Source organism: Psychrobacter sp. TS_SC_6 (assembly GCF_056156305.1).
On the sequence record NZ_CM149590.1, the window covers coordinates 484,496 to 502,888 of the forward strand.

Sequence of the window (18,393 nt, forward strand, 5' to 3'; positions counted from 1 at the left end):
TGAGACGCGTTAAACTTCACGCTTCTTTTCTAAAAACAGCATATCAATGATAATCATCGCGACACCAATACTGATACCCATATCAGCAATATTAAAAATCGGATAATGCCAAACATCGGCATTGTGCACATGGATAAAGTCAATCACATGACCATGTAATAAGCGATCGATTAAATTACCAATGGCACCGCCAAGCACTAAAGCCAGACCGATAGAGAGTAGCTTAGCCTGGCGAGGCGCTTTAATCAAATACACCATCAAAAACAGCGACATCACCAGCGCCAAACCTGAAAAAAACCATTTTTGCCAACCGCCTGCATCTGCCAAAAAGCTAAAAGCAGCGCCGTAGTTGTAAGCGAGCGTCCAGTTTAGAAACGGCTCAATCACAGGCACCGGTTCAAGAAAGGTCAGATTGGTTTCTGCAAGCCATTTTGTCCATTGATCCAGGATAATCACGACCAGTGACAACAGATACCAGTTAAACGCAAGGCGACCATTAGCAATCATCTTTGGTGTCTTGTTCAATCGACTCTTCGGCGTCGATGAGCTACCCGTAGTGGCATGAGCCGGTTTAGGTGAACTTTCGACGTCGATAGGCGGCTGTTTATCATCCGGTAAGTTCGTGGGATTAGGTGTTGAGTTAGGCATAGTGGCGCACCTCTCCATCACCGCTGACGTTGGTTGCACAGCGCGCACATAATTCTGGATGTGCGCTATCTATGCCAATGTCATCACGGATATGCCAACAGCGCACACACTTGGTGCCGGTTGCAGCATTTACTTCGACGACTAAATCTGCCGCTGAACTATTACTGTCCGCTTGTTCATCTGTGCTTACTACATCAGCAGGGGCAGTGCTCAAAGGCTTTAAAGTTGCGCTACTAGTGATAAGGACAAAACGCAGCTCTTCACCAAGCTTATCTAAGCTTTCATGCATAGCGCCATCAGCATATAGAGTGACGTCAGCGGATAAGTTGGCATTGATGATTTTTTCACCGCGTGCCGTTTCGATATGCTTATTGACCATATCCTTTGCTAGCATGATACGCTGCCAGTCATCGTTGCTAATAGCGCTCAGCTTAAACTCTGGGAAGCTGTACCATTCTTCAGTGAACACATAGCTATCAGCACCATGCAATACTTCCCATGCTTCTTGGGCCGTAAATGATAAAATCGGCGTAATCCAGCGAATCAATGCTTCAGCAATATGATAAATAGCTGTTTGCGCAGAGCGGCGCGGCTGACCGTCAGTCTGGGTGGTGTATTGACGGTCTTTGATAATATCTAAATAAAAACTACCCAAGTCTTGCGAGCAGAACGCGGTGATATGCTGCGTGACTTGGTGAAAGTCCATCGCATCATAAGCACTGATGATTTGTGCTTGTACTGTTTGCGCACGCTCAATGATAAATTTATCAAGGCTCACCAGCTCATTAATATCAACGCTATTGGTAGCAGGATCAAAATCATCGGTATTGGCAAGCAAGAAGCGTAGGGTATTACGAATGCGGCGATACATATCGATTGCACCCTTAAAGACAGTTTTACCCGCGCTCATCTCATAACGATAGTCGCTCGATGCAATCCATAAACGCAACATATCTGCGCCCGTTTTATTGATCTCTTCTTGCGGGGTTATGATATTGCCCAGTGATTTACTCATCTTGCGACCGTTTTCATCAACCACAAAACCATGGGTCAGAACTTGCTTAAACGGTGGGCGCTCGTACATGGCTTCTGAGGTCAGCAATGACGTCTGAAACCAGCCACGATGTTGGTCAGAGCCTTCTAAGTACATATCAGCAGGGTTGGTCAGCTCGTCGCGTTGATCAAGTACGGCAAAATGCGTGGTGCCAGAGTCAAACCAAACATCTAACGTATCAGTCGCTTTATCATAATCAGCAGCTTCCGCGCCTAAAAAATCTTCACAGCTGGCATCAAACCATGCTTCTACGCCACCTTCGTTGATTTTTTGTGCTGCTGTTTCCATCAGTTCAAGCGTATTTGGGTGTAGTTCACCCGTTTCTTTATGGGTAAAGAAAGTAATCGGTACGCCCCACGTACGCTGGCGAGAGATGCACCAATCTGGACGACCTGTCATCATCGACTCAATGCGGTTTTGACCCCAAGCTGGTGTCCATTGAACCGCTGGAATATCAGCAAGTGCGCGCTCACGCAAACCTTGTGTTTCCATGCTGATAAACCATTGCGGCGTGGCTCGGAAAATGATTGGCGATTTATGACGCCAGCAGTGCGGATAGCTGTGCTCAATTTTGGTATGGCTAACCAGATGACCGTTTTCGTGCAGGGCAGCGATGATTTGAGGGTTGGCTTTATAGATGTGCTCACCGGCAAATACCGCGGCGCTTTCTAAATAAACACCTGTACCACTCACTGGGTTTTCAACAGGCAAATTATATTTTAGACCGACAATATAATCGTCAAGACCATGACCCGGTGCAGTATGGACCAAGCCAGTACCACTATCAGTCGTTACGTGATCGCCTAAGATTAATGGCACTTGGCGCGCTTCAATCAGTGGATGCTGAGCATGTAGACCTTCAAGCTCACGACCTGATACGGTAGCTAAGACACCTTTATTCTCAAGTTTAAATTCACTTAACGCCGACTCAACCAAATCAGTCGCCAGTAGCAAGTTGCCGTTTTCAGTAGCGACCACGCTATAGTCATGCTCAGGATGCACTGCAATAGCTTGGTTGGCAGGCAATGTCCAAGGCGTCGTCGTCCAGATAACGGCAGCGATATTGCCGTCTATTTCAGCCAATGCCGCAACTTTGTCACGGTCTACAATATCAAAGCTGACATAAATGGCGTCTGAAACTTTATCTTGATATTCAACTTCAGCTTCAGCCAGAGCAGAGCTACAGTCCAAGCACCAGTTGACCGGCTTCATACCGCGAGTCACATGACCATTGTCATAAATTTTGGCAAGGGCGCGCACGATATTGGCTTCTTGATGGAAGTTCATCGTTAGATAAGGATTGTCCCAATCACCAAACACACCCAGTCGTTTAAAATCCGCCTTTTGCAGTTCAATTTGAGTACGAGCGTATTCACGACAGAGACCGCGGAATTCGGTTGCAGAAACTTTTTGACCGACTTTACCATGTTTGGCTTCGACTTTTTGCTCGATAGGCAGACCGTGACAGTCCCAACCGGGCACATAAGGCGCATCAAAACCAGATAGCGTTTTTGATTTTACGATAATGTCTTTGAGTACTTTATTGACTGCATGACCCAAGTGAATCTGACCGTTGGCGTATGGAGGACCATCATGCAAAATGTATTTGGTTGCCCCAGCACGTGCCGCACGAATTTTACCGTAAACATCATCTGCTTCCCAAGCTGCTAGCCAATCTGGCTCACGTTTGGCAAGGTTTGCACGCATCGCAAACGGCGTGTCTGCAAGGTTTAGGGTGTCTTTATAGTCTTGGCTTGGCATATCAGTACTTTTATCAGTCATAGAAGGCGTCTTTTAGAATGGTGATGAAAAGGTAAATTGAATTAAAAAGTGCGTGTAAAGCTGGCTACAAAAGTTAGAGTAATAATTTGATTGAAAGTAGATAACACTCGCTATTATATGACAAAAAGAGTGGGGTAAGAAGAGCTGCCGAGTATCGTTTCTATGTCCGCCAAAACCGCCACAAAATTCATTTAACGAGCGATTGGTAATTATTTTATATCTGCTAGGATAATAAAGGTGATAATGAATTGAGCAATCAATGTCCATGCTGTCTTTATGTGCAAGACTGCATCATATCACTATCGTCAGATAATCCCTACTTTCAGTAGTTGATGGTCGTTGTTGATTTAACTGTTTTTACTCATGGATTTCAATCTGCATCACATATCATATCTGATTCAATTCGATTTAAAGAAATGAAACATACACTGACTAAGATGGGCTTGTTAAGGTGTGAATACCACCCAACGTCATATGACGTATAAAGCCGTAGCAGAATTTCTAGATTATCAGTATAGAAAAATAGATGCTTTAGTTGGTTAGTTTTTATCGCAGCTGATTATTTTAAATAAAAAACCTGCCAGTCAAATGATTGGCAGGTTTTTTAATGTAAACGGCTTTAAAGGGTGCTGCAAGTGCATTTCTATTACCAATACTCAAGCAGGCACGATAGTCAGCTGCTCGGCTAAGCTAAAGAAAGGTTTTGCTGCGCATTTAAAATCCAGGCTAGATTCTAAGTGATTCAAATGTTGATTAATCAGCAATAACAGACCTTCTTCATCCCGGTTTTCAATGGCATTTACCATGCCAAGATGTTCGTCTTCAGCGCAGTTAGATGAGCCAACTTTGTTATATAGCCCAATGATTAGTGTGGTACGTAATGTAAGCTCACTCAAAAACCGCTCTAAAACTGTATTGCCTGAAATCATCGCCAACTGCATATGGAAAGTGCGCGATAGACGCAGCTCCGCGGGTTTATCACCTTGCGCCCGCGCTTCAGCTTCGGCAGCTATCGTAGCACGCATGTCAACAATGTCTTGCAGACTGGCATTTTTGATTACTTTACGGGCAAGCGTACGTTCAATCGTGCGCCGTGCTTCAAACACATCACCGGCTTCTTTCGGTGACGGAGTTGAAACAAAAGCGCCTCGGTTGGGCTGTAATTGCACCACATGCATCGTTGCAAGGGTAGAGAGTGCTCGCCTCACATTGGCTCTATTGCAATTAAACAAGTCACTCAGCATCTGCTCGCCAAGCTTTGTTCCAGCAGGCAAGCGTTGCTCTGACACCGCAGCAGTGATGGAGTTAATAATGGTTTGCTCGGGTATTTCGTCGAGCGCAGGAACTGTTTGTTTGGTTTTCTCTATTTTCATAGACACAATTATAGTGTGCGACTGTTATCGCTACAACAAATATTAAAAAAATAGATTGTTTTGTTAACAATAATGATTAACAATGATTGTTAACAAATATAAAATGCTGCTGATCTGTGAATAATGACGATAACCTATGAATAGCGAGGCTCTATGAAAATTCTAGTGATGAACCCAAACTCGACCACTTCTATGACCGATAAAATCGTTGAAAGCGCGCGTCAAAAAGCCAGTGCAGGTACGACCATTATTGGCGCTTCTGGAACGGATTCGCCTGCATCTATTCAAGGGCATCATGATGAAGCGCTCTCTGTCCCTGGTTTGATTAAACGCTTACAACAAGCGGAACAAGAAGGAATTGATGGTGTCGTCGTCGCCTGCTTTGATGACCCAGGTATTGGTGCTTGCCGCGAAGTGTTTTCAGGTCCAGTTATTGGAATTTGTGAAGCGGCGGTCAAAGCCGCTAGTATGATTTCAACCTCTTTTAGTGTGGTCACCACTTTGCCACGTTCTGTACCTGTGATTGAAGATTTGATTCATGGTTATGGTTTATCTCATCGCTGTAGAAAAGTACGCTCTGCTGCCATACCCGTGCTTGCTCTTGAGGAAGCTGGCTCTGGTGCCCGTGAAAAAGTTCGTGATGAAATTTTACGTGCAGTGCGTGAAGACAACTGCGAAGCGGTAGTTTTGGGCTGTGCTGGGATGGCAGACCTAACAGAATGGCTGACTGCAGAAACAGGTGTGCCTGTGATTGATGGTGTGACTGTGGCTACTCGTATGATTGAGGCACTGGTTGGCTGTGGTCTAAAAACCAGTAAAATTGGCGCCTATGCAACACCTATCCCACATTAAATAAATAGAGATGGACGAAACAGCTATCAACCAATAAATATTCAACATTCTCAAGGAAGGAGAAGGTGATGGACAATATTCAAGGAGCCGTTGCTACGGCAGGTGTAAAAACAATAGAGCATAAAGGGGTTGGTGAAGAGAGCCTAGCGCCGCAAACCACACGAATTATGGGTTCTTGGTCTTATTTGTTTACGTGGTTGGGTGGGTGTGTCTCCATTGGTACCTTCACCGTTGGGTCAGGTTTGGTTGGTACCCTTAACTTATTACAAGTAGTGCTAGCAATCGCCATTGGTTGTACGGTTATTGGGGCAGCGCTCATGATTAACGGTCGCGCAGGTCATAAATATGGCATCCCGTTTATGGTGCAAAGCCGTTCATCTTTTGGTTTTACTGGTAGTCGCATACCAGCATTGGTGCGCTCTGTACCTGCGATTGTTTGGTTTGGCTTTCAGAGCTGGATTGGTGCCGGTGCACTAAATCTGGTGTCTGATGCCTTGTTTGGATACAGCAATATAATCGTTTTCTTTGTTGGTTTTCAGTTTTTACAAATTGGTCTATCCGTTTTGGGTTTTCATGGTATCAAATGGCTTGAGAACATTGGCTCAATTTTTATTATTGGTTCATTGATTTACATGTTTATTAGTGTGATTAATAAATATGGTGATGTGATCTCAACCAATCTTATCAATACAGAAGGGACTTGGGGAGCGCCATTTTGGGGTGCAACCATGCTGTTTTTAGGCGTTTACAGTACGATGATGCTTAACGTCTCTGACTATTCGCGTGAACTAAAAGAAGATGTTGGTCTTTTTCGTCAAGTAGCCATTTATGCCAACTCTATCCTACCTGCAACATTGTTTATGGGTCTGATTGGTGTGATGGTGACCAGTGCGACTGGTGAAGTTGATCCTATCAAGGTGTTTTCTAGCGCCGTTGATAACAAGCCTTTATTAATCATTACGATGCTTTTCATTGCTTTTGCGCAGGTCACTACCAATATCTTAAACAACGTCGTACCGCCTGCCTATGCATTAATGGATATCTTCAAAATTAAGTATAAAACCGCTGCAGTTATTGTTGGGTTGCTTGCCTTTGGAACATTCCCTTGGGAGTTAGTAAAAGATGAATCTGCTGCGGGACTAAACTTATTTATTCAAACTTACTCAGCATTTTTGGGTCCTATCTTTGCCATCTTAGTCGTTGACTACTATTTCTTACGTAAGCAAAAGCTGGATCTTGACAAGCTATATGATGAGAATGGTCCCTATAAGGGCGTCAACATGGCAGCTGTTATCGCTATGGTAGTGGGGATTGTAGTCGCTCTACTCTTCTCAAGTATCTCTTGGTATGCAAGCTTAATTCCAGCAGGCGCTATCTATTGGATCTTGATGTTAAAGATGCCTGCTGCACAGCGTTTCATGTCCTAATTTGTTCAAATGTTTAGACAAAAACCCTATAGCAGTGAGCTCTGCTATAGGGTTTTTGCGTGAGGTGCTAAACTAAGACTACAGCTAGTTTCAGCCCTAAAAAACTGACGACAGCCACAGTCTTAGTTTTAATGACCATAGTGGTTGAATACCTGTAAGCCCTTGGCTCATCTCGCCATTTTTTAATATGACATAAGAGGGCGTGACTTGCCCTTGCCAATCATCAAAGATAGCGCCTTCTTCATCATTTACAGTATTAAAACTATAATTGTTTTGCTTAAGATAGCTGTGTAACTCTTGGTCAGAGCCGGACTTTATAGCGACTGTAACGACTGGATAGTTATTTTCTGCTGCTAACGTATTAATAGTTGGCGAGGTCACGCTACATATCGGACACCATGTTCCCCAAAAATAGACCAGCGTGGGTTCATCTGTACTCATTGCTGCCAAATCAATACTCTGCCCTTGATAATCCATCAATTTCAACTGTGGATTGACTGGCATGACCGGTTGTCGCCACCAGTTAACAGTAGTATAAATAATGGCAAATACCAAGCCGTAGAGCAGCACAGTTTTAATAATTGACAGTGTTTTTTGCCTAGGCGTCTTTTTAGGTTTCTCATTCATCTTATCAATATTGGTGGTCATAGGAACTACTTTTTTGCTCGGTGGTTTTTATAAGTCGTTTTTAATAGATAAAAATATACGGCTGAATGGTCAGCCGTATTATTCAATACATTAAAGATTTTAGTCGAGATGATTAAGACTTTTGCGCACGGTTTTGTAAAGGGTCACCTAGCAGCACGCTACCAGAGTTTTCTCTGAGCTCATCATCGCTCAGCTTACTGGCAGATACTTTAGACTTTCTCTTCCATTTTAAGCTAAACAAGTCATCACGGCGATCCAGCAGATTATGTACCGAACCTTCGTTACGAACGTGAGTGAGCTTGTCTAAATTCACATCTGAAAAGAAAACCATCTCAGTGTTGGCCGTCGTTTCTGCCATAATCGCGTCATGCGGGAATGCAAAATCTGACGGTGAAAAAATAGACGACTGCGCGTACTGAATGTCTAAGCTCTCAACTTGCGGTAAGTTACCAACTGAGCCACAAATCATCACATAGCATTCGTTTTCAATAGCGCGCGCTTGAGCGCAGTGACGTACGCGTAAATAGCCGTTTTTGGTATCTGTCCAAAAAGGCACGAACAAAATATCCATATCGTCGAGCGCCAACAAGCGGGCAAGCTCAGGGAATTCAACATCATAACAGACCAAAATACCAATACGACCAGCATCCGTATCAAATACTTTGACCTCATCACCGCCTTCGATGACCCAAGCGCTACGCTCATGAGGGGTAATATGAATCTTGCGCTGTTCTTCAACCGTTCCATCGCGGCGACATAGATAACTGACATTGTACAGCGTGTCGTCTTCATCTAGAAATGGCATGGAGCCCATAATAACGTTAACGTTATAGCTGACCGCTAAATGCGATATTTCGTTTTTAAACCACTCGGTATAACCTGCCAAAAAGCGAATCGCAATGTTTTGATCCGTTGACTCACACAAACCCATCAATGGCGCGTTAAAAAATTCTGGCAAGCAGGCAAAGTCTGAGTTGTAATCCGCCATAACGTCGACAAAGAACTCAACCTGTTGCAATAGCTCTTCTGGTGACTCAACTTCACGCATCTGCCACTGGATACCGCCAATGCGCACCTCAGATTTGCGCGTATTGGGCTTATAGTCTTTGGGTTCATAATAAATATTTGCCCACTCAAGTAAGGTTGCAAAGCCTTTAGACTGTTTGTCATCTGGTAAGTAAGCGGTCAAAATACGCTTGACGATAAAGCCATTGGATAACTGGAAAGATAGCGCAGAATCATGAATTTCACGTGCTGCAACCGCATCAATATAGTCACCCGGGGTCAAATCTTGATGGTTATGGTAGTTAGGGATACGACCACCCGCCAAAATAGCGCGAAAGTTCAACTGACGACAAAGCTCTTTACGTGCATCATACAGCCTGCGACCTAAGCGATAACCACGATATTCAGGATCAATGAGAGCGTCTAAGCCATAGATAGCATCGCCTTCAGGGTTGTCTCTGATAATCTCTTTATGACCAATCAAGTCATCATACGTGTGCGGATTAGAGAATTTGGCATAATCAACACGCATAGAGAGGACAATACCAATCAGCTGGTCATGATCGAATAAGGCAATCTGCCCTTCTGGAAAGGCATCAATCAAAGTATTAATGGTAGTCTTTGACCATGCACCGCCTAAATTGACATACACACGGTCCATTAAGGCTTTTAGTTGCGGGTAGTCTTTTTTCTTAATCTCAGCAATTGTTAAATGAAAGTCTTCTGGTTTTTCTATCTTACTCATAAAATTCCTGTCTGTCGTTTCTGTATGCGGGTGTTGATAAGAGATATTGATAAATGAAAGTACGACACATCTTGCGATTAATTTTTATATAAGTGGGCGAAATAATGGCAAACTTAAGGACAAGGTTTCGGCATAACAATGTCGAGAAAAATATACCAATAGGCTGTGAGAATCGTTACAATCATTTATCTGTGTATTTACAATAAGTTATAAGGATCGTTTCTCATATGATCTATTTTAATGAGGCATTTTTATAAGTTTGCAAGTGGTTCTATCGCACTTCAAGAGTGCTTTGACTACCTTTTAACGTACATTGACTGCTGATTATAGTTTTATTGAAGTACATGTCGACTGGTATGATATCAAGCTCGCCAGCTAATGACAGTCAAACGTCGTAAAGATTTGCTAGGTTTTTGTGAGTCTTTCTGCCTCGTTGAGACATCATTTGATAAATTTATACTTAATTTTATTTGGCTGTTTTTCCTTGCTCATATTTGATATTAACCCGTTAGGAATTTTTAATGACGCCTGAAATTCATACTGCTGCTTTTAGAACATTAGATAAAATTGAAGATACTGCACTGATGCAATTGGTGTACGTCAGTAGCATGACGCTTAGTTCGCGTTTTAGTACGACGATATTCGAAGAAGTGGAAAGTCATGCGCGTAATTATAATCAGCAGCAGGGTATCACAGGTACTCTATGTTATGGTAATGGGCATTTTTTGCAGTGCATTGAAGGTGAAAAAGCCAGAGTACTGACGCTAATTCAGCGTATATATGTCGATACACGTCATAAAAACATTCAAGTGCTATTAGTGCAAGTCATCAAGCAGCGCAGTTTTTCTGATTGGCGTATGCGCTTACTGTTTTTGGAACGTTGGTTATGGTCACCTGCGACCAAAAAACAAGCGGCACAGCTAGCACCGTTTTTGCCATTTTTGCCCCACGATTGGAGACCCGATCATACCGAATTATTCTTACAAGTGATCAAAAATTTTGATACGCCGCCTCATATCAATGCAGCGGGCATCACTTACAATGCGCTAGGTAATATGGTGCGCCATGTCGCTGCGCCGCATCAAGCATTTTTAGTTGTTCAGGGTTTTTTGAGTGTGCTTTTGGCTATAGGACTGATGTTATTATATTTATAAGCTACATGATGAAGATCATAAAACATACGGTATAGTTTTATTATTGATGATAAAACTGCCTTTATAAAAAAGACGCTAGACTTAAACGTTTAGCGTCTTTTTTGTGTGATTAAGCTTTTAATACATTGGATAAGTAATCAATCACATATCAAAAATCTTACCACGGTTCATAATATTATTGGGATCAAAGACTCTTTTAACCTCGCGCAAATATTCAATCTCAGTCTCGCTACGGCTATAATATAGATACGGCTTTTTAGTCATACCAACGCCATGCTCAGCAGAGACTGAACCGCCATATCTTTGCACCGTTTCAAACACATATTTGTTCACGATTTGACACTCTGCAAAGAAGTCATCTTTACTCATATTTTCAGGCTTTAAGATATTTAAATGCAAATTCCCATCACCGATATGACCGAACCAACAAACTTCAAAGTCAGGGTAGTTGCTACTGACGATATGGTCAATCTCAGCGATAAACTCAGGTACATAGCTTATCAGTACCGAGACATCATTCTTATAAGGGGTAAATACTGAGATGGTCTCAGATATATATTCACGCAGCTTCCACAGCTCTGCCGCTTGAGTGAGGTTTTGACTCATGACACCATCGACCACCCAGCCTTGCTCCATGCAATGCTCAAATATTGCCATGGCTTTATCCATGATTGGCTCGTATGGCGCTTCAAACTCTAGCAAGGTATAAAACTTGGTACGTGACTCAAACGGCTCTTGAACTTGTCCATGTGCCATCAGTTTATCAATCGCTACGTCATCAAAGAATTCAAACGCGGTCAAATCGATTTGTGCTTGAAAGGCAGAGAGCACATTCATGACATCATTAAAGCTGTCCATACCCAGCACCATGACGTTTAGGTCTTGCGGCTGACGTTCAAGCTTGATTTGTGCATGGGTGACAAAACCAAGCGTACCTTCACTACCGATAAACAATTGACGTAAGTCATATCCAGTGGCATTTTTGACCATACCGCGATTGAGCTGCAAGATATCCCCTTTACCAGTGACGACAGTCAGCCCCATAATCCATTGACGGGTCATACCATAGCGAATAACTTTGATGCCGCCAGCATTGGTGCCAATATTGCCACCGATTTGACTGGAGCCAGCTGAGGCAAAGTCGACAGGGTAGTATAGGTCTTTTGATTCGGCAAACTGCTGCAATTGCTGAGTGACCACACCCGCTTCAATTTCAACCATACGATCAGCAGGATAAAACTGTCCGATATGATTCATCTTATCCATACTGACCACAATCTCACCATTGGCGGCGACGGCACCCGCAGACAGACCGGTACGACCGCCACTTGGGGTCAAGACCACATTGTGCTCATTGGCAAGCAGTACAATCGCTTGTACTTGCTCGGTGGTTTTTGGAAAGACGATAGCAGAAGCAGCTGGCGCAAAATGCTTGGTCCAGTCTTTGCCCCAATGCTCTAAGCTCTCGCTGTCAGTTTTGATTTGGCTGGCATCAAAATGGTGGGTAGCAAGCAGAGCGCTGAGGATGGTTTGAACAGCAGCTGCATGGGTTTCAGATAGGGTTTGGCTAGATAAAGAAGTCATGGTCAAATCTCGGTATCAACGTGAGTGCTATGCATAGAGGGGATTATTATGGGAATTATCATATAACCAAATGGCTATAACTAAACATGTTTAATGGTGTATGTTATTAAGGGAATATTAACGATGTATATTATTGCAATTTAATAGTCGTCGCAATCATAGAGTGTTATTAGTTTGCCTTTGTATATGCGTATATAGCATAAAGAAACGGTACTTGCTCATCTGGATAGCAAGATTCACTATAGCATAAAAAGTTTTCAGGATTGATAACCAATAATTCATCTAATCTGCTAACATCGTTGCCCAATTTTGTGTAAGATATCCGGACTCTTTTCGTTTCATTCATCCAAGCTTATCCCTCAGATGATTTTTATAAGACAATTATAGGACAGTTCTCACATGGCGTTATCACTCCAAAAAGACAAAATCCGGTTTTTATTGCTTGAAGGTCTGCACGACAATGCTTTAAAAGTATTAAAAGATGCTGGTTATCAAAATATTGAAAATATTAGTCATGCATTGGATCAAGATGAGCTGATTGAAAAGATTAAAGATGCTCATTTTATCGGTATTCGCTCGCGCACGCAGCTGACGCGTGAAGTACTTCAGCATGCACATAAGCTTATCGGCATTGGTTGCTTTTGTATTGGTACCAATCAAGTAGATTTAGATGCTGCTCGTGAATTCGGTATTCCCGTCTTTAACGCACCGTACTCAAACACCCGTTCGGTTGCTGAGTTGGTATTGGCTGAAGCCATCATGCTATATCGCGGCATCCCTGAAAAGAATGCCACTGTCCATCGCGGTGGTTGGGGTAAGTCTGCGACTAACTCACATGAAGTACGTGGCAAAACCATCGGTATCGTCGGTTATGGCTCCATTGGCTCGCAGCTATCTGTATTAGCCGAAAGCTTTGGTATGAAGGTTATCTATCATGATGTCTTAACCAAACTGCCACTAGGTAACGCAGTACAAGTAGGTAGCTTAGAAGAGCTATTATCTACTGCTGATATCGTGACTTTGCATGTACCGGATTTGCCAAGCACACGCTACATGATGGGCGCGGCGCAGTTTGCACATATGAAAGACGGCAGCTACTTTATCAATGCCGCACGTGGTACTTGCGTCGAGATTGATGATCTTGCTGCCGTGCTTGAATCTGGCAAAATCTTGGGTGCAGCAATTGATGTGTTCCCAAAAGAGCCAAAATCTGCTGATGAAGAGTTTGAGTCACCACTGCGTAAGTTCGATAATGTTATTTTGACTCCACATATCGGTGGATCAACCCAAGAAGCGCAGGCAAATATTGGACTAGAAGTTGCAGATAAGTTTGTGCGATATTCTGACCAAGGTGATACGGCAACGGCGGTCAACTTCCCAGAAGTATCGATTCCATTTAAAGAAGGCACGCATCGCCTGCTGCATATACACAAAAACGTACCAGGTGTTCTGTCACAGATTAACCGTCTGTTTGCTGAAGCAAATATCAATATCTTGGCGCAGAGCTTGATGACGGAGGGCGATGTTGGATATCTCGTTATGGATGTCGATTATAACGACTCAACCGCTGCGTTAGATCAGCTAAAAGACGTTCAAGAAACGATTCGTGTACGTATTTTGTTTTAAGTTTTGTGTTAATAGTTTAAATTTATAATTGTTGCTATAAATAGCAAATGATATAAAAGAGAGGCTCTATTCATAAGAGCCTCTTTTTTTATCGTATTTTACATATTTCTAAGGCATAAACTTAGCCAGCTTTAGTTTTATTGGCTGCGTCTGCTTGACGGCGGGCTTCAACCTTAGCTGCTTTGCGCTTCTCGATGACATCAATGACGTCACTACCGATATGGGCTTCACCACGTTTTTGTGCCAATTGCATTTGATGCTCACGCTCACGAAAGCGTGCTTTTTGCTCGTCGGTCGCTTTATCGATACAGTGCGGACATGACTCACCCTTTATGTAGGCAGGGCTTTTCATCTCATCTTGCGTAATCGGCATACGACAGGCAAAACACTGCTCATAACTGCCTTTTTCTAAGTTGTGATTGACTGAGACACGGTTATCAAAGACAAAGCAATCACCCTCCCACATAGAATCGCTGGCTGGTACTTCTTCTAGATATTTTAAAATGCCGCCCTCTAAATGATAAACTTCTTCAAATCCTTGCTCGCGCATAAATGCCGTTGATTTTTCGCAGCGGATACCGCCCGTACAGAACATGGCGACTTTTTTATGCTTAGCGGGGTCTAGCTCTTTTGCCACATATGCTGGGAACTCACGGAAGGTTTCTGTATTCGGATTCACAGCATTTTGAAACGTACCAATTTTTACTTCATAATCATTACGCGTATCAATTAGAATCACATCAGGATCTGAGATAAGCGCATTCCAATCGCTTGGCTTAACGTAGCGCCCAACCGATTGTAATGGGTCGATATTCTCAACACCCATAGTGACGATTTCTTTTTTAAGCTTTACTTTGGTGCGATAAAAAGGTTGGGCATCGGTATAAGATTCTTTAAAAGTAAAACTGCCAATCGCTTCGATACCACGTAGATACTCAAGGATGTTATCGATGCCTTGACGGCTACCAGAAATGGTCCCATTAATGCCTTCACTGGCGATTAGTAAGGTGCCTTTGACCTCATTTTCGAGCATGGTATTTAGAATTGGGTCGCGGTACTCTTCAAAGTCAGCAAAGCGCGTAAACTTATAAAGAGCGGCAACGACTATATTATTGGTCACGCTGTCGTAAGCAGGCGCCGCTTTGCTATTAGTTGCAGTGCTTTCTTGGATGCTATTTTTGGCATTGCTATCTTGATTGGTACTCATGTTTTTCTCCTGCTGGCTAGGTCGCAAACCTAGTGCATTGGGTTAAGGTGCTTTTTATCATTAACGATTAGAATGAGTTGGTAAGATTCATAACACTAGCACGATTGTGGAATTGGCTAATGCGAGCATAGTGTAACAAATTTTAGGAATATTTTGGAGGTTTTATCCTTCTTAAGTCAGATATAGGCGATGATAAAAATAGTCAATAAAAAAGCCCAGTAAAATACTGAGCTTTTTGCATATTCATTGTATAAAGTAAATTAAAGCTTATTTACTCTGAAACCAAGTATCGGCTTTGCTACGAGCGCTAGCGATGTCTGAGCTTGATAAGTTCAATGCCAATTGTCCGATTTTACCGCGTGCTTTGTTACGTACTTTTTCATCTAGCATACCGTCACGGGCAGCTAAGTCGTACCATTTATAGGCATCGACGAGATTTTTTTGCTTTTCATCTAATAAGGCAAGCGTATAGCTGGCACGGTTATCACCACGCATAGCGGCCTTTTCCAACCAAGAGCGTGCTTGTTGCAAGTTAGGCTGTACGCCTTCACCGCGCAAGTACATGATAGCTAAATTAAGCTGAGCAGGGGCAACGCCTTGCTGAGCTGCTTTGGTATACCACTGAACGGCTTGTTGAGTGTTTTGGGCCATACCTTCGCCTTTTTGTAAACGCTTGGCTAGGTAAAATTGAGCGTGGTCATTACCTTGAGCGGCGCGACTAGATAACTCGCTGACAGACATTAGCTCAAAACGTGACGTATCAAGTGGTACGTTTGATATCAACTCAGCGTTGGCAAAACCTGCAAAAGAAAAAATGGCAGTAAACAACGCAGCTTTTAATAATTTCATAGCAGCTCCAAAATTAGGCAGTTAATAAGCAAAAAAAATTGTCCCGCTAAACATTGTCTCGCAAAAGACAGTTAGACGGCGATAACAATTAGGCGACATCTTGCAAGACCAACTTACCTAATTATTAGCAATATAATTAATCGTTATCATGTGCCAATAGATTCCAATAAAACCGACAAACGGTATTAATCAGGGTGCAGTTGACACTATTTCGCTAGCTTAACACCCAAACTTACGAAACTCAAATACTAATTACACGATTTACTGTCTATCTATACCCCATTGTCCTCAATAAAATCATAGAGTTACTTATGCGTATGAATAGATTAAGACTCTATTAAGGTTAAGGTTGTACTTATAGGTGTCAATATTCCTTTTAATAAGAGCTAGCAAATATCATTTAGGTCTTTGTTTGGTGACGCGATAAATAGCGACATCTGCCAGTAGGTTTGGTGCTTGTCTTATCAATGCTGTCATCAACGGTGAATGCCCTTTTTCAGAATCACTGACGGCAAAACGATTGATAATATGAATATCATGCTGCGCGCACAGTTTCTCAAAATCCTTAAAGGTGCATAGATGAATATTTGGGGTGTTGTACCACTCATAAGGCAGCGCTTCTGAGACCGGCATAATACCTTTCAAACCCAAATGTATTCGGTTCTGCCAATGGGCAAAATTAGGAAAAGTAATAACCGCTTCACGAGCGACGCGCAGCATATCAAGCAACAGTATATCGGGCGATTTGACTGCTTGTAGTGCACGTGCCATTACTACAGTATCAAAACTATTATCAGCAAAACGCGCCAAGCCATCATTCAAGTCTTGTTCAACAATGGATAAACCATTAGCGATGGCTTCATTGATCTTGTCCTCGTCAATCTCAAGTCCATACCCAGTTACGCCGCGATTTTTCTGTAAATGCGCGAGCAGCTCGCCATTACCGCAGCCTAAGTCAAGTACATGTGAATGTGGGGCAATCCAACGCTCAGCCAATTGATGATCCATTCTCATGAGCGCGCTCCTAATGTTTTTTGGCTGTTTGGGTCTCGGTTATCAGTCATAAATGGTGCGTTTAGGAAGCCTTTGACAGCGCCCATATAACGCGGAATATCAAATAAGAAAGAATCATGCCCGTGCGGCGCATCGACATTGATATAGCTGACCGGTTTACCAGTCGCCATCAGCGCATCGACAATCTCTTGTGAGCGCTCGGGAGCAAAACGCCAATCCGTGGTAAATGACACAATCAGATACTGGCATTCAGTATGGGCAAAGGCGGCTTTCAATGCGGTCAGCTCTTGATGATTGCTTGCACTTATGTGGTCGATATCCGCACTGTCCGCTAAAGTATTTGCTAGCTCATCTTCGCTACTGTCCGCTTTTACAGACTCAGTAAGGGACGAGGCTAAAGATTCTGGCGACGAATCTATAGCAGACTCTAATGGATAATCCCGTGTCGGGTCAAAGTAATCTAGCGCTTTGGTCATGAGCAAATAGGTATTGGCATCGAAATTTTCGCTAAAGCGCTCACCTTGATAGCGCAGATAGCTTTCGACTTGGAACTCAACATCATAGCCATACATAAACTTGCCGGACTTTAAATCACGGCCAAACTTGGCTTTCATCGCATCGTCAGTCAGATAGGTAATGTGTCCTACCATTCGCGCAAGGATAAGCCCTCGGCGAGGATAAGTACCTGCTAACAGATAGCGCCCGTCTTTAAAGTCAGGATCTGATAAAATAGACTGGCGTGCCACCTCATTAAAAGCGATGTTTTGGGCAGAGAGCTTGGGCGTACTGGCAATGACCACGCAACGTTTTAAACGGTTTGGGTAATCTACTGACCATTGCAGTGCTTGCATACCACCCATTGAACCGCCGACGACGGCATGCCAAATGTCAATGCCCAAGCGATCTGCAAGCATGGCTTGGGTCTTGACCCAGTCTTTGATAGTGACCAGAGGAAAGTCAGGTCCATATACTTGTGCTTGACTGCTATCTGGATTTATTGTCGTGGGGCCAGTAGAGCCAAAGCAGCTACCAATATTATTGACGCAGACCACAAAAAATCGATTGGTATCGATGGACTTATTGGGTCCGATCATATTGTCCCACCAGCCAGCTTTTTGATCTTCATCGCTATGAAAGCCTGCTGCGTGATGACTGCCTGATAGGGCATGGCAAATCAGCACAGCATTTGACTTGTCGCTATTAAGCGTACCATAGGTTTCGATAATCAAATCGAATGATGGTAAAGTGCGATTACACTCTAGAGTTAATGGCTCAGCGAAATGAAGAGTCTGGGGCGTGACGACTCCGACTGAGTTCAATAATTCCTCAGTGTTGATTGAGCTTTTAGCATTGCCTTTAGCATTGCTTTTATCTGTGGCGGACTGGTCACTGGTATTATCAGGGCGTGCGTTCAAAGCTACCTCA

The 18,393-nt window shown here is 43.1% G+C and carries 14 protein-coding genes; 4 read left to right on the plus strand and 10 right to left on the minus strand.

Annotated features, from left to right (window positions below):
• Positions 1-9 precede the first annotated feature (9 nt).
• The 3 genes from lspA to AC0J5Y_RS02100 form a co-directional block, all read right to left on the minus strand.
• Positions 10-648 carry a signal peptidase II gene (lspA, locus tag AC0J5Y_RS02090; protein WP_475131317.1) on the minus strand — a complete coding sequence of 213 codons (639 nt, stop codon included), beginning with the start codon at positions 646-648 and terminating at the stop codon, positions 10-12.
• Positions 641-3,484 carry an isoleucine--tRNA ligase gene (ileS, locus tag AC0J5Y_RS02095; protein ID WP_475131318.1) on the minus strand — a complete coding sequence of 948 codons (2,844 nt, stop codon included), beginning with the start codon at positions 3,482-3,484 and terminating at the stop codon, positions 641-643. Before ileS ends, lspA begins: the two co-directional genes overlap by 8 nt.
• A 656-nt stretch (positions 3,485-4,140) precedes the next feature.
• Positions 4,141-4,857, minus strand: a complete 717-nt coding sequence (locus tag AC0J5Y_RS02100) for a GntR family transcriptional regulator (RefSeq protein WP_475131319.1) — start codon at positions 4,855-4,857, stop codon at positions 4,141-4,143.
• Positions 4,858-5,010: 153 nt separating this feature from the next.
• On the opposite strand from AC0J5Y_RS02100, the gene AC0J5Y_RS02105 reads away from it, so the two are divergent.
• Both AC0J5Y_RS02105 and AC0J5Y_RS02110 read left to right on the plus strand, forming a co-directional pair.
• Entirely contained in the window at positions 5,011-5,709 is a 699-nt protein-coding gene (locus AC0J5Y_RS02105; protein ID WP_475131320.1) for an aspartate/glutamate racemase family protein, read from the plus strand.
• Positions 5,710-5,777: 68 nt separating this feature from the next.
• Complete coding sequence (locus tag AC0J5Y_RS02110; protein WP_475131321.1) at positions 5,778-7,136, plus strand: NCS1 family transporter; 1,359 nt, start codon at positions 5,778-5,780, stop codon at positions 7,134-7,136.
• A gap of 96 nt (positions 7,137-7,232) precedes the next feature.
• On the opposite strand, the gene AC0J5Y_RS02115 is transcribed toward AC0J5Y_RS02110, so the two are convergent.
• Together AC0J5Y_RS02115 and AC0J5Y_RS02120 are read right to left on the minus strand one after the other, a co-directional pair.
• The gene (locus tag AC0J5Y_RS02115) at positions 7,233-7,784 is read right to left on the minus strand and encodes a protein disulfide oxidoreductase (RefSeq protein WP_475131322.1); all 552 of its coding nucleotides are present in this window, start codon (positions 7,782-7,784) and stop codon (positions 7,233-7,235) included.
• A 112-nt stretch (positions 7,785-7,896) separates the two neighbouring features.
• A complete protein-coding gene (locus tag AC0J5Y_RS02120) occupies positions 7,897-9,534 on the minus strand; it encodes a nitrilase-related carbon-nitrogen hydrolase (protein WP_475131323.1) in 1,638 nt (545 codons plus the stop codon).
• A gap of 521 nt (positions 9,535-10,055) precedes the next feature.
• On the opposite strand from AC0J5Y_RS02120, the gene AC0J5Y_RS02125 reads away from it, so the two are divergent.
• Positions 10,056-10,688 carry a BLUF domain-containing protein gene (locus tag AC0J5Y_RS02125; protein ID WP_475131324.1) on the plus strand — a complete coding sequence of 211 codons (633 nt, stop codon included), beginning with the start codon at positions 10,056-10,058 and terminating at the stop codon, positions 10,686-10,688.
• 141 nt (positions 10,689-10,829) lie between these two features.
• Here AC0J5Y_RS02125 and AC0J5Y_RS02130 read toward each other — a convergent pair whose 3' ends face one another.
• Entirely contained in the window at positions 10,830-12,272 is a 1,443-nt protein-coding gene (locus tag AC0J5Y_RS02130; RefSeq protein ID WP_475131325.1) for an FAD-binding oxidoreductase, read from the minus strand.
• A 399-nt stretch (positions 12,273-12,671) separates the two neighbouring features.
• Between AC0J5Y_RS02130 and serA the strand changes: the two genes are divergently transcribed.
• Positions 12,672-13,898 (plus strand): phosphoglycerate dehydrogenase, encoded by a 1,227-nt coding sequence (serA, locus tag AC0J5Y_RS02135; protein WP_475131326.1) that lies wholly within the window; start codon positions 12,672-12,674, stop codon positions 13,896-13,898.
• Positions 13,899-14,019: 121 nt separating this feature from the next.
• Here serA and trhO read toward each other — a convergent pair whose 3' ends face one another.
• From trhO to metX, 4 genes are all read right to left on the minus strand, one after another.
• Positions 14,020-15,105, minus strand: a complete 1,086-nt coding sequence (gene trhO, locus AC0J5Y_RS02140) for an oxygen-dependent tRNA uridine(34) hydroxylase TrhO (RefSeq protein ID WP_475131327.1) — start codon at positions 15,103-15,105, stop codon at positions 14,020-14,022.
• A gap of 267 nt (positions 15,106-15,372) precedes the next feature.
• The gene (locus AC0J5Y_RS02145; RefSeq protein ID WP_475131328.1) at positions 15,373-15,954 is read right to left on the minus strand and encodes a tetratricopeptide repeat protein; all 582 of its coding nucleotides are present in this window, start codon (positions 15,952-15,954) and stop codon (positions 15,373-15,375) included.
• Between the two features lie 396 nt (positions 15,955-16,350).
• Positions 16,351-16,968: a methionine biosynthesis protein MetW gene (metW, locus tag AC0J5Y_RS02150; protein WP_475131329.1), complete on the minus strand. Its 618-nt coding sequence runs from the start codon at positions 16,966-16,968 to the stop codon at positions 16,351-16,353.
• Positions 16,965-18,287 (minus strand): homoserine O-acetyltransferase MetX, encoded by a 1,323-nt coding sequence (gene metX / locus AC0J5Y_RS02155; RefSeq protein WP_475132055.1) that lies wholly within the window; start codon positions 18,285-18,287, stop codon positions 16,965-16,967. Before metX ends, metW begins: the two co-directional genes overlap by 4 nt.
• Positions 18,288-18,393 lie beyond the last annotated feature (106 nt).

What these genes read in the sequence shown, in the direction of transcription:
- lspA (WP_475131317.1), bottom strand. Translation starts at nt 648, where the DNA reads ATGCCTAACTCAACACCTAATCCCACGAACTTACCGGATGATAAACAG.
- ileS (WP_475131318.1), bottom strand. Translation starts at nt 3,484, where the DNA reads ATGACTGATAAAAGTACTGATATGCCAAGCCAAGACTATAAAGACACC.
- AC0J5Y_RS02100 (WP_475131319.1), bottom strand. Translation starts at nt 4,857, where the DNA reads ATGAAAATAGAGAAAACCAAACAAACAGTTCCTGCGCTCGACGAAATA.
- AC0J5Y_RS02105 (WP_475131320.1), top strand. Translation starts at nt 5,011, where the DNA reads ATGAAAATTCTAGTGATGAACCCAAACTCGACCACTTCTATGACCGAT.
- AC0J5Y_RS02110 (WP_475131321.1), top strand. Translation starts at nt 5,778, where the DNA reads ATGGACAATATTCAAGGAGCCGTTGCTACGGCAGGTGTAAAAACAATA.
- AC0J5Y_RS02115 (WP_475131322.1), bottom strand. Translation starts at nt 7,784, where the DNA reads ATGACCACCAATATTGATAAGATGAATGAGAAACCTAAAAAGACGCCT.
- AC0J5Y_RS02120 (WP_475131323.1), bottom strand. Translation starts at nt 9,534, where the DNA reads ATGAGTAAGATAGAAAAACCAGAAGACTTTCATTTAACAATTGCTGAG.
- AC0J5Y_RS02125 (WP_475131324.1), top strand. Translation starts at nt 10,056, where the DNA reads ATGACGCCTGAAATTCATACTGCTGCTTTTAGAACATTAGATAAAATT.
- AC0J5Y_RS02130 (WP_475131325.1), bottom strand. Translation starts at nt 12,272, where the DNA reads ATGACTTCTTTATCTAGCCAAACCCTATCTGAAACCCATGCAGCTGCT.
- serA (WP_475131326.1), top strand. Translation starts at nt 12,672, where the DNA reads ATGGCGTTATCACTCCAAAAAGACAAAATCCGGTTTTTATTGCTTGAA.
- trhO (WP_475131327.1), bottom strand. Translation starts at nt 15,105, where the DNA reads ATGAGTACCAATCAAGATAGCAATGCCAAAAATAGCATCCAAGAAAGC.
- AC0J5Y_RS02145 (WP_475131328.1), bottom strand. Translation starts at nt 15,954, where the DNA reads ATGAAATTATTAAAAGCTGCGTTGTTTACTGCCATTTTTTCTTTTGCA.
- metW (WP_475131329.1), bottom strand. Translation starts at nt 16,968, where the DNA reads ATGAGAATGGATCATCAATTGGCTGAGCGTTGGATTGCCCCACATTCA.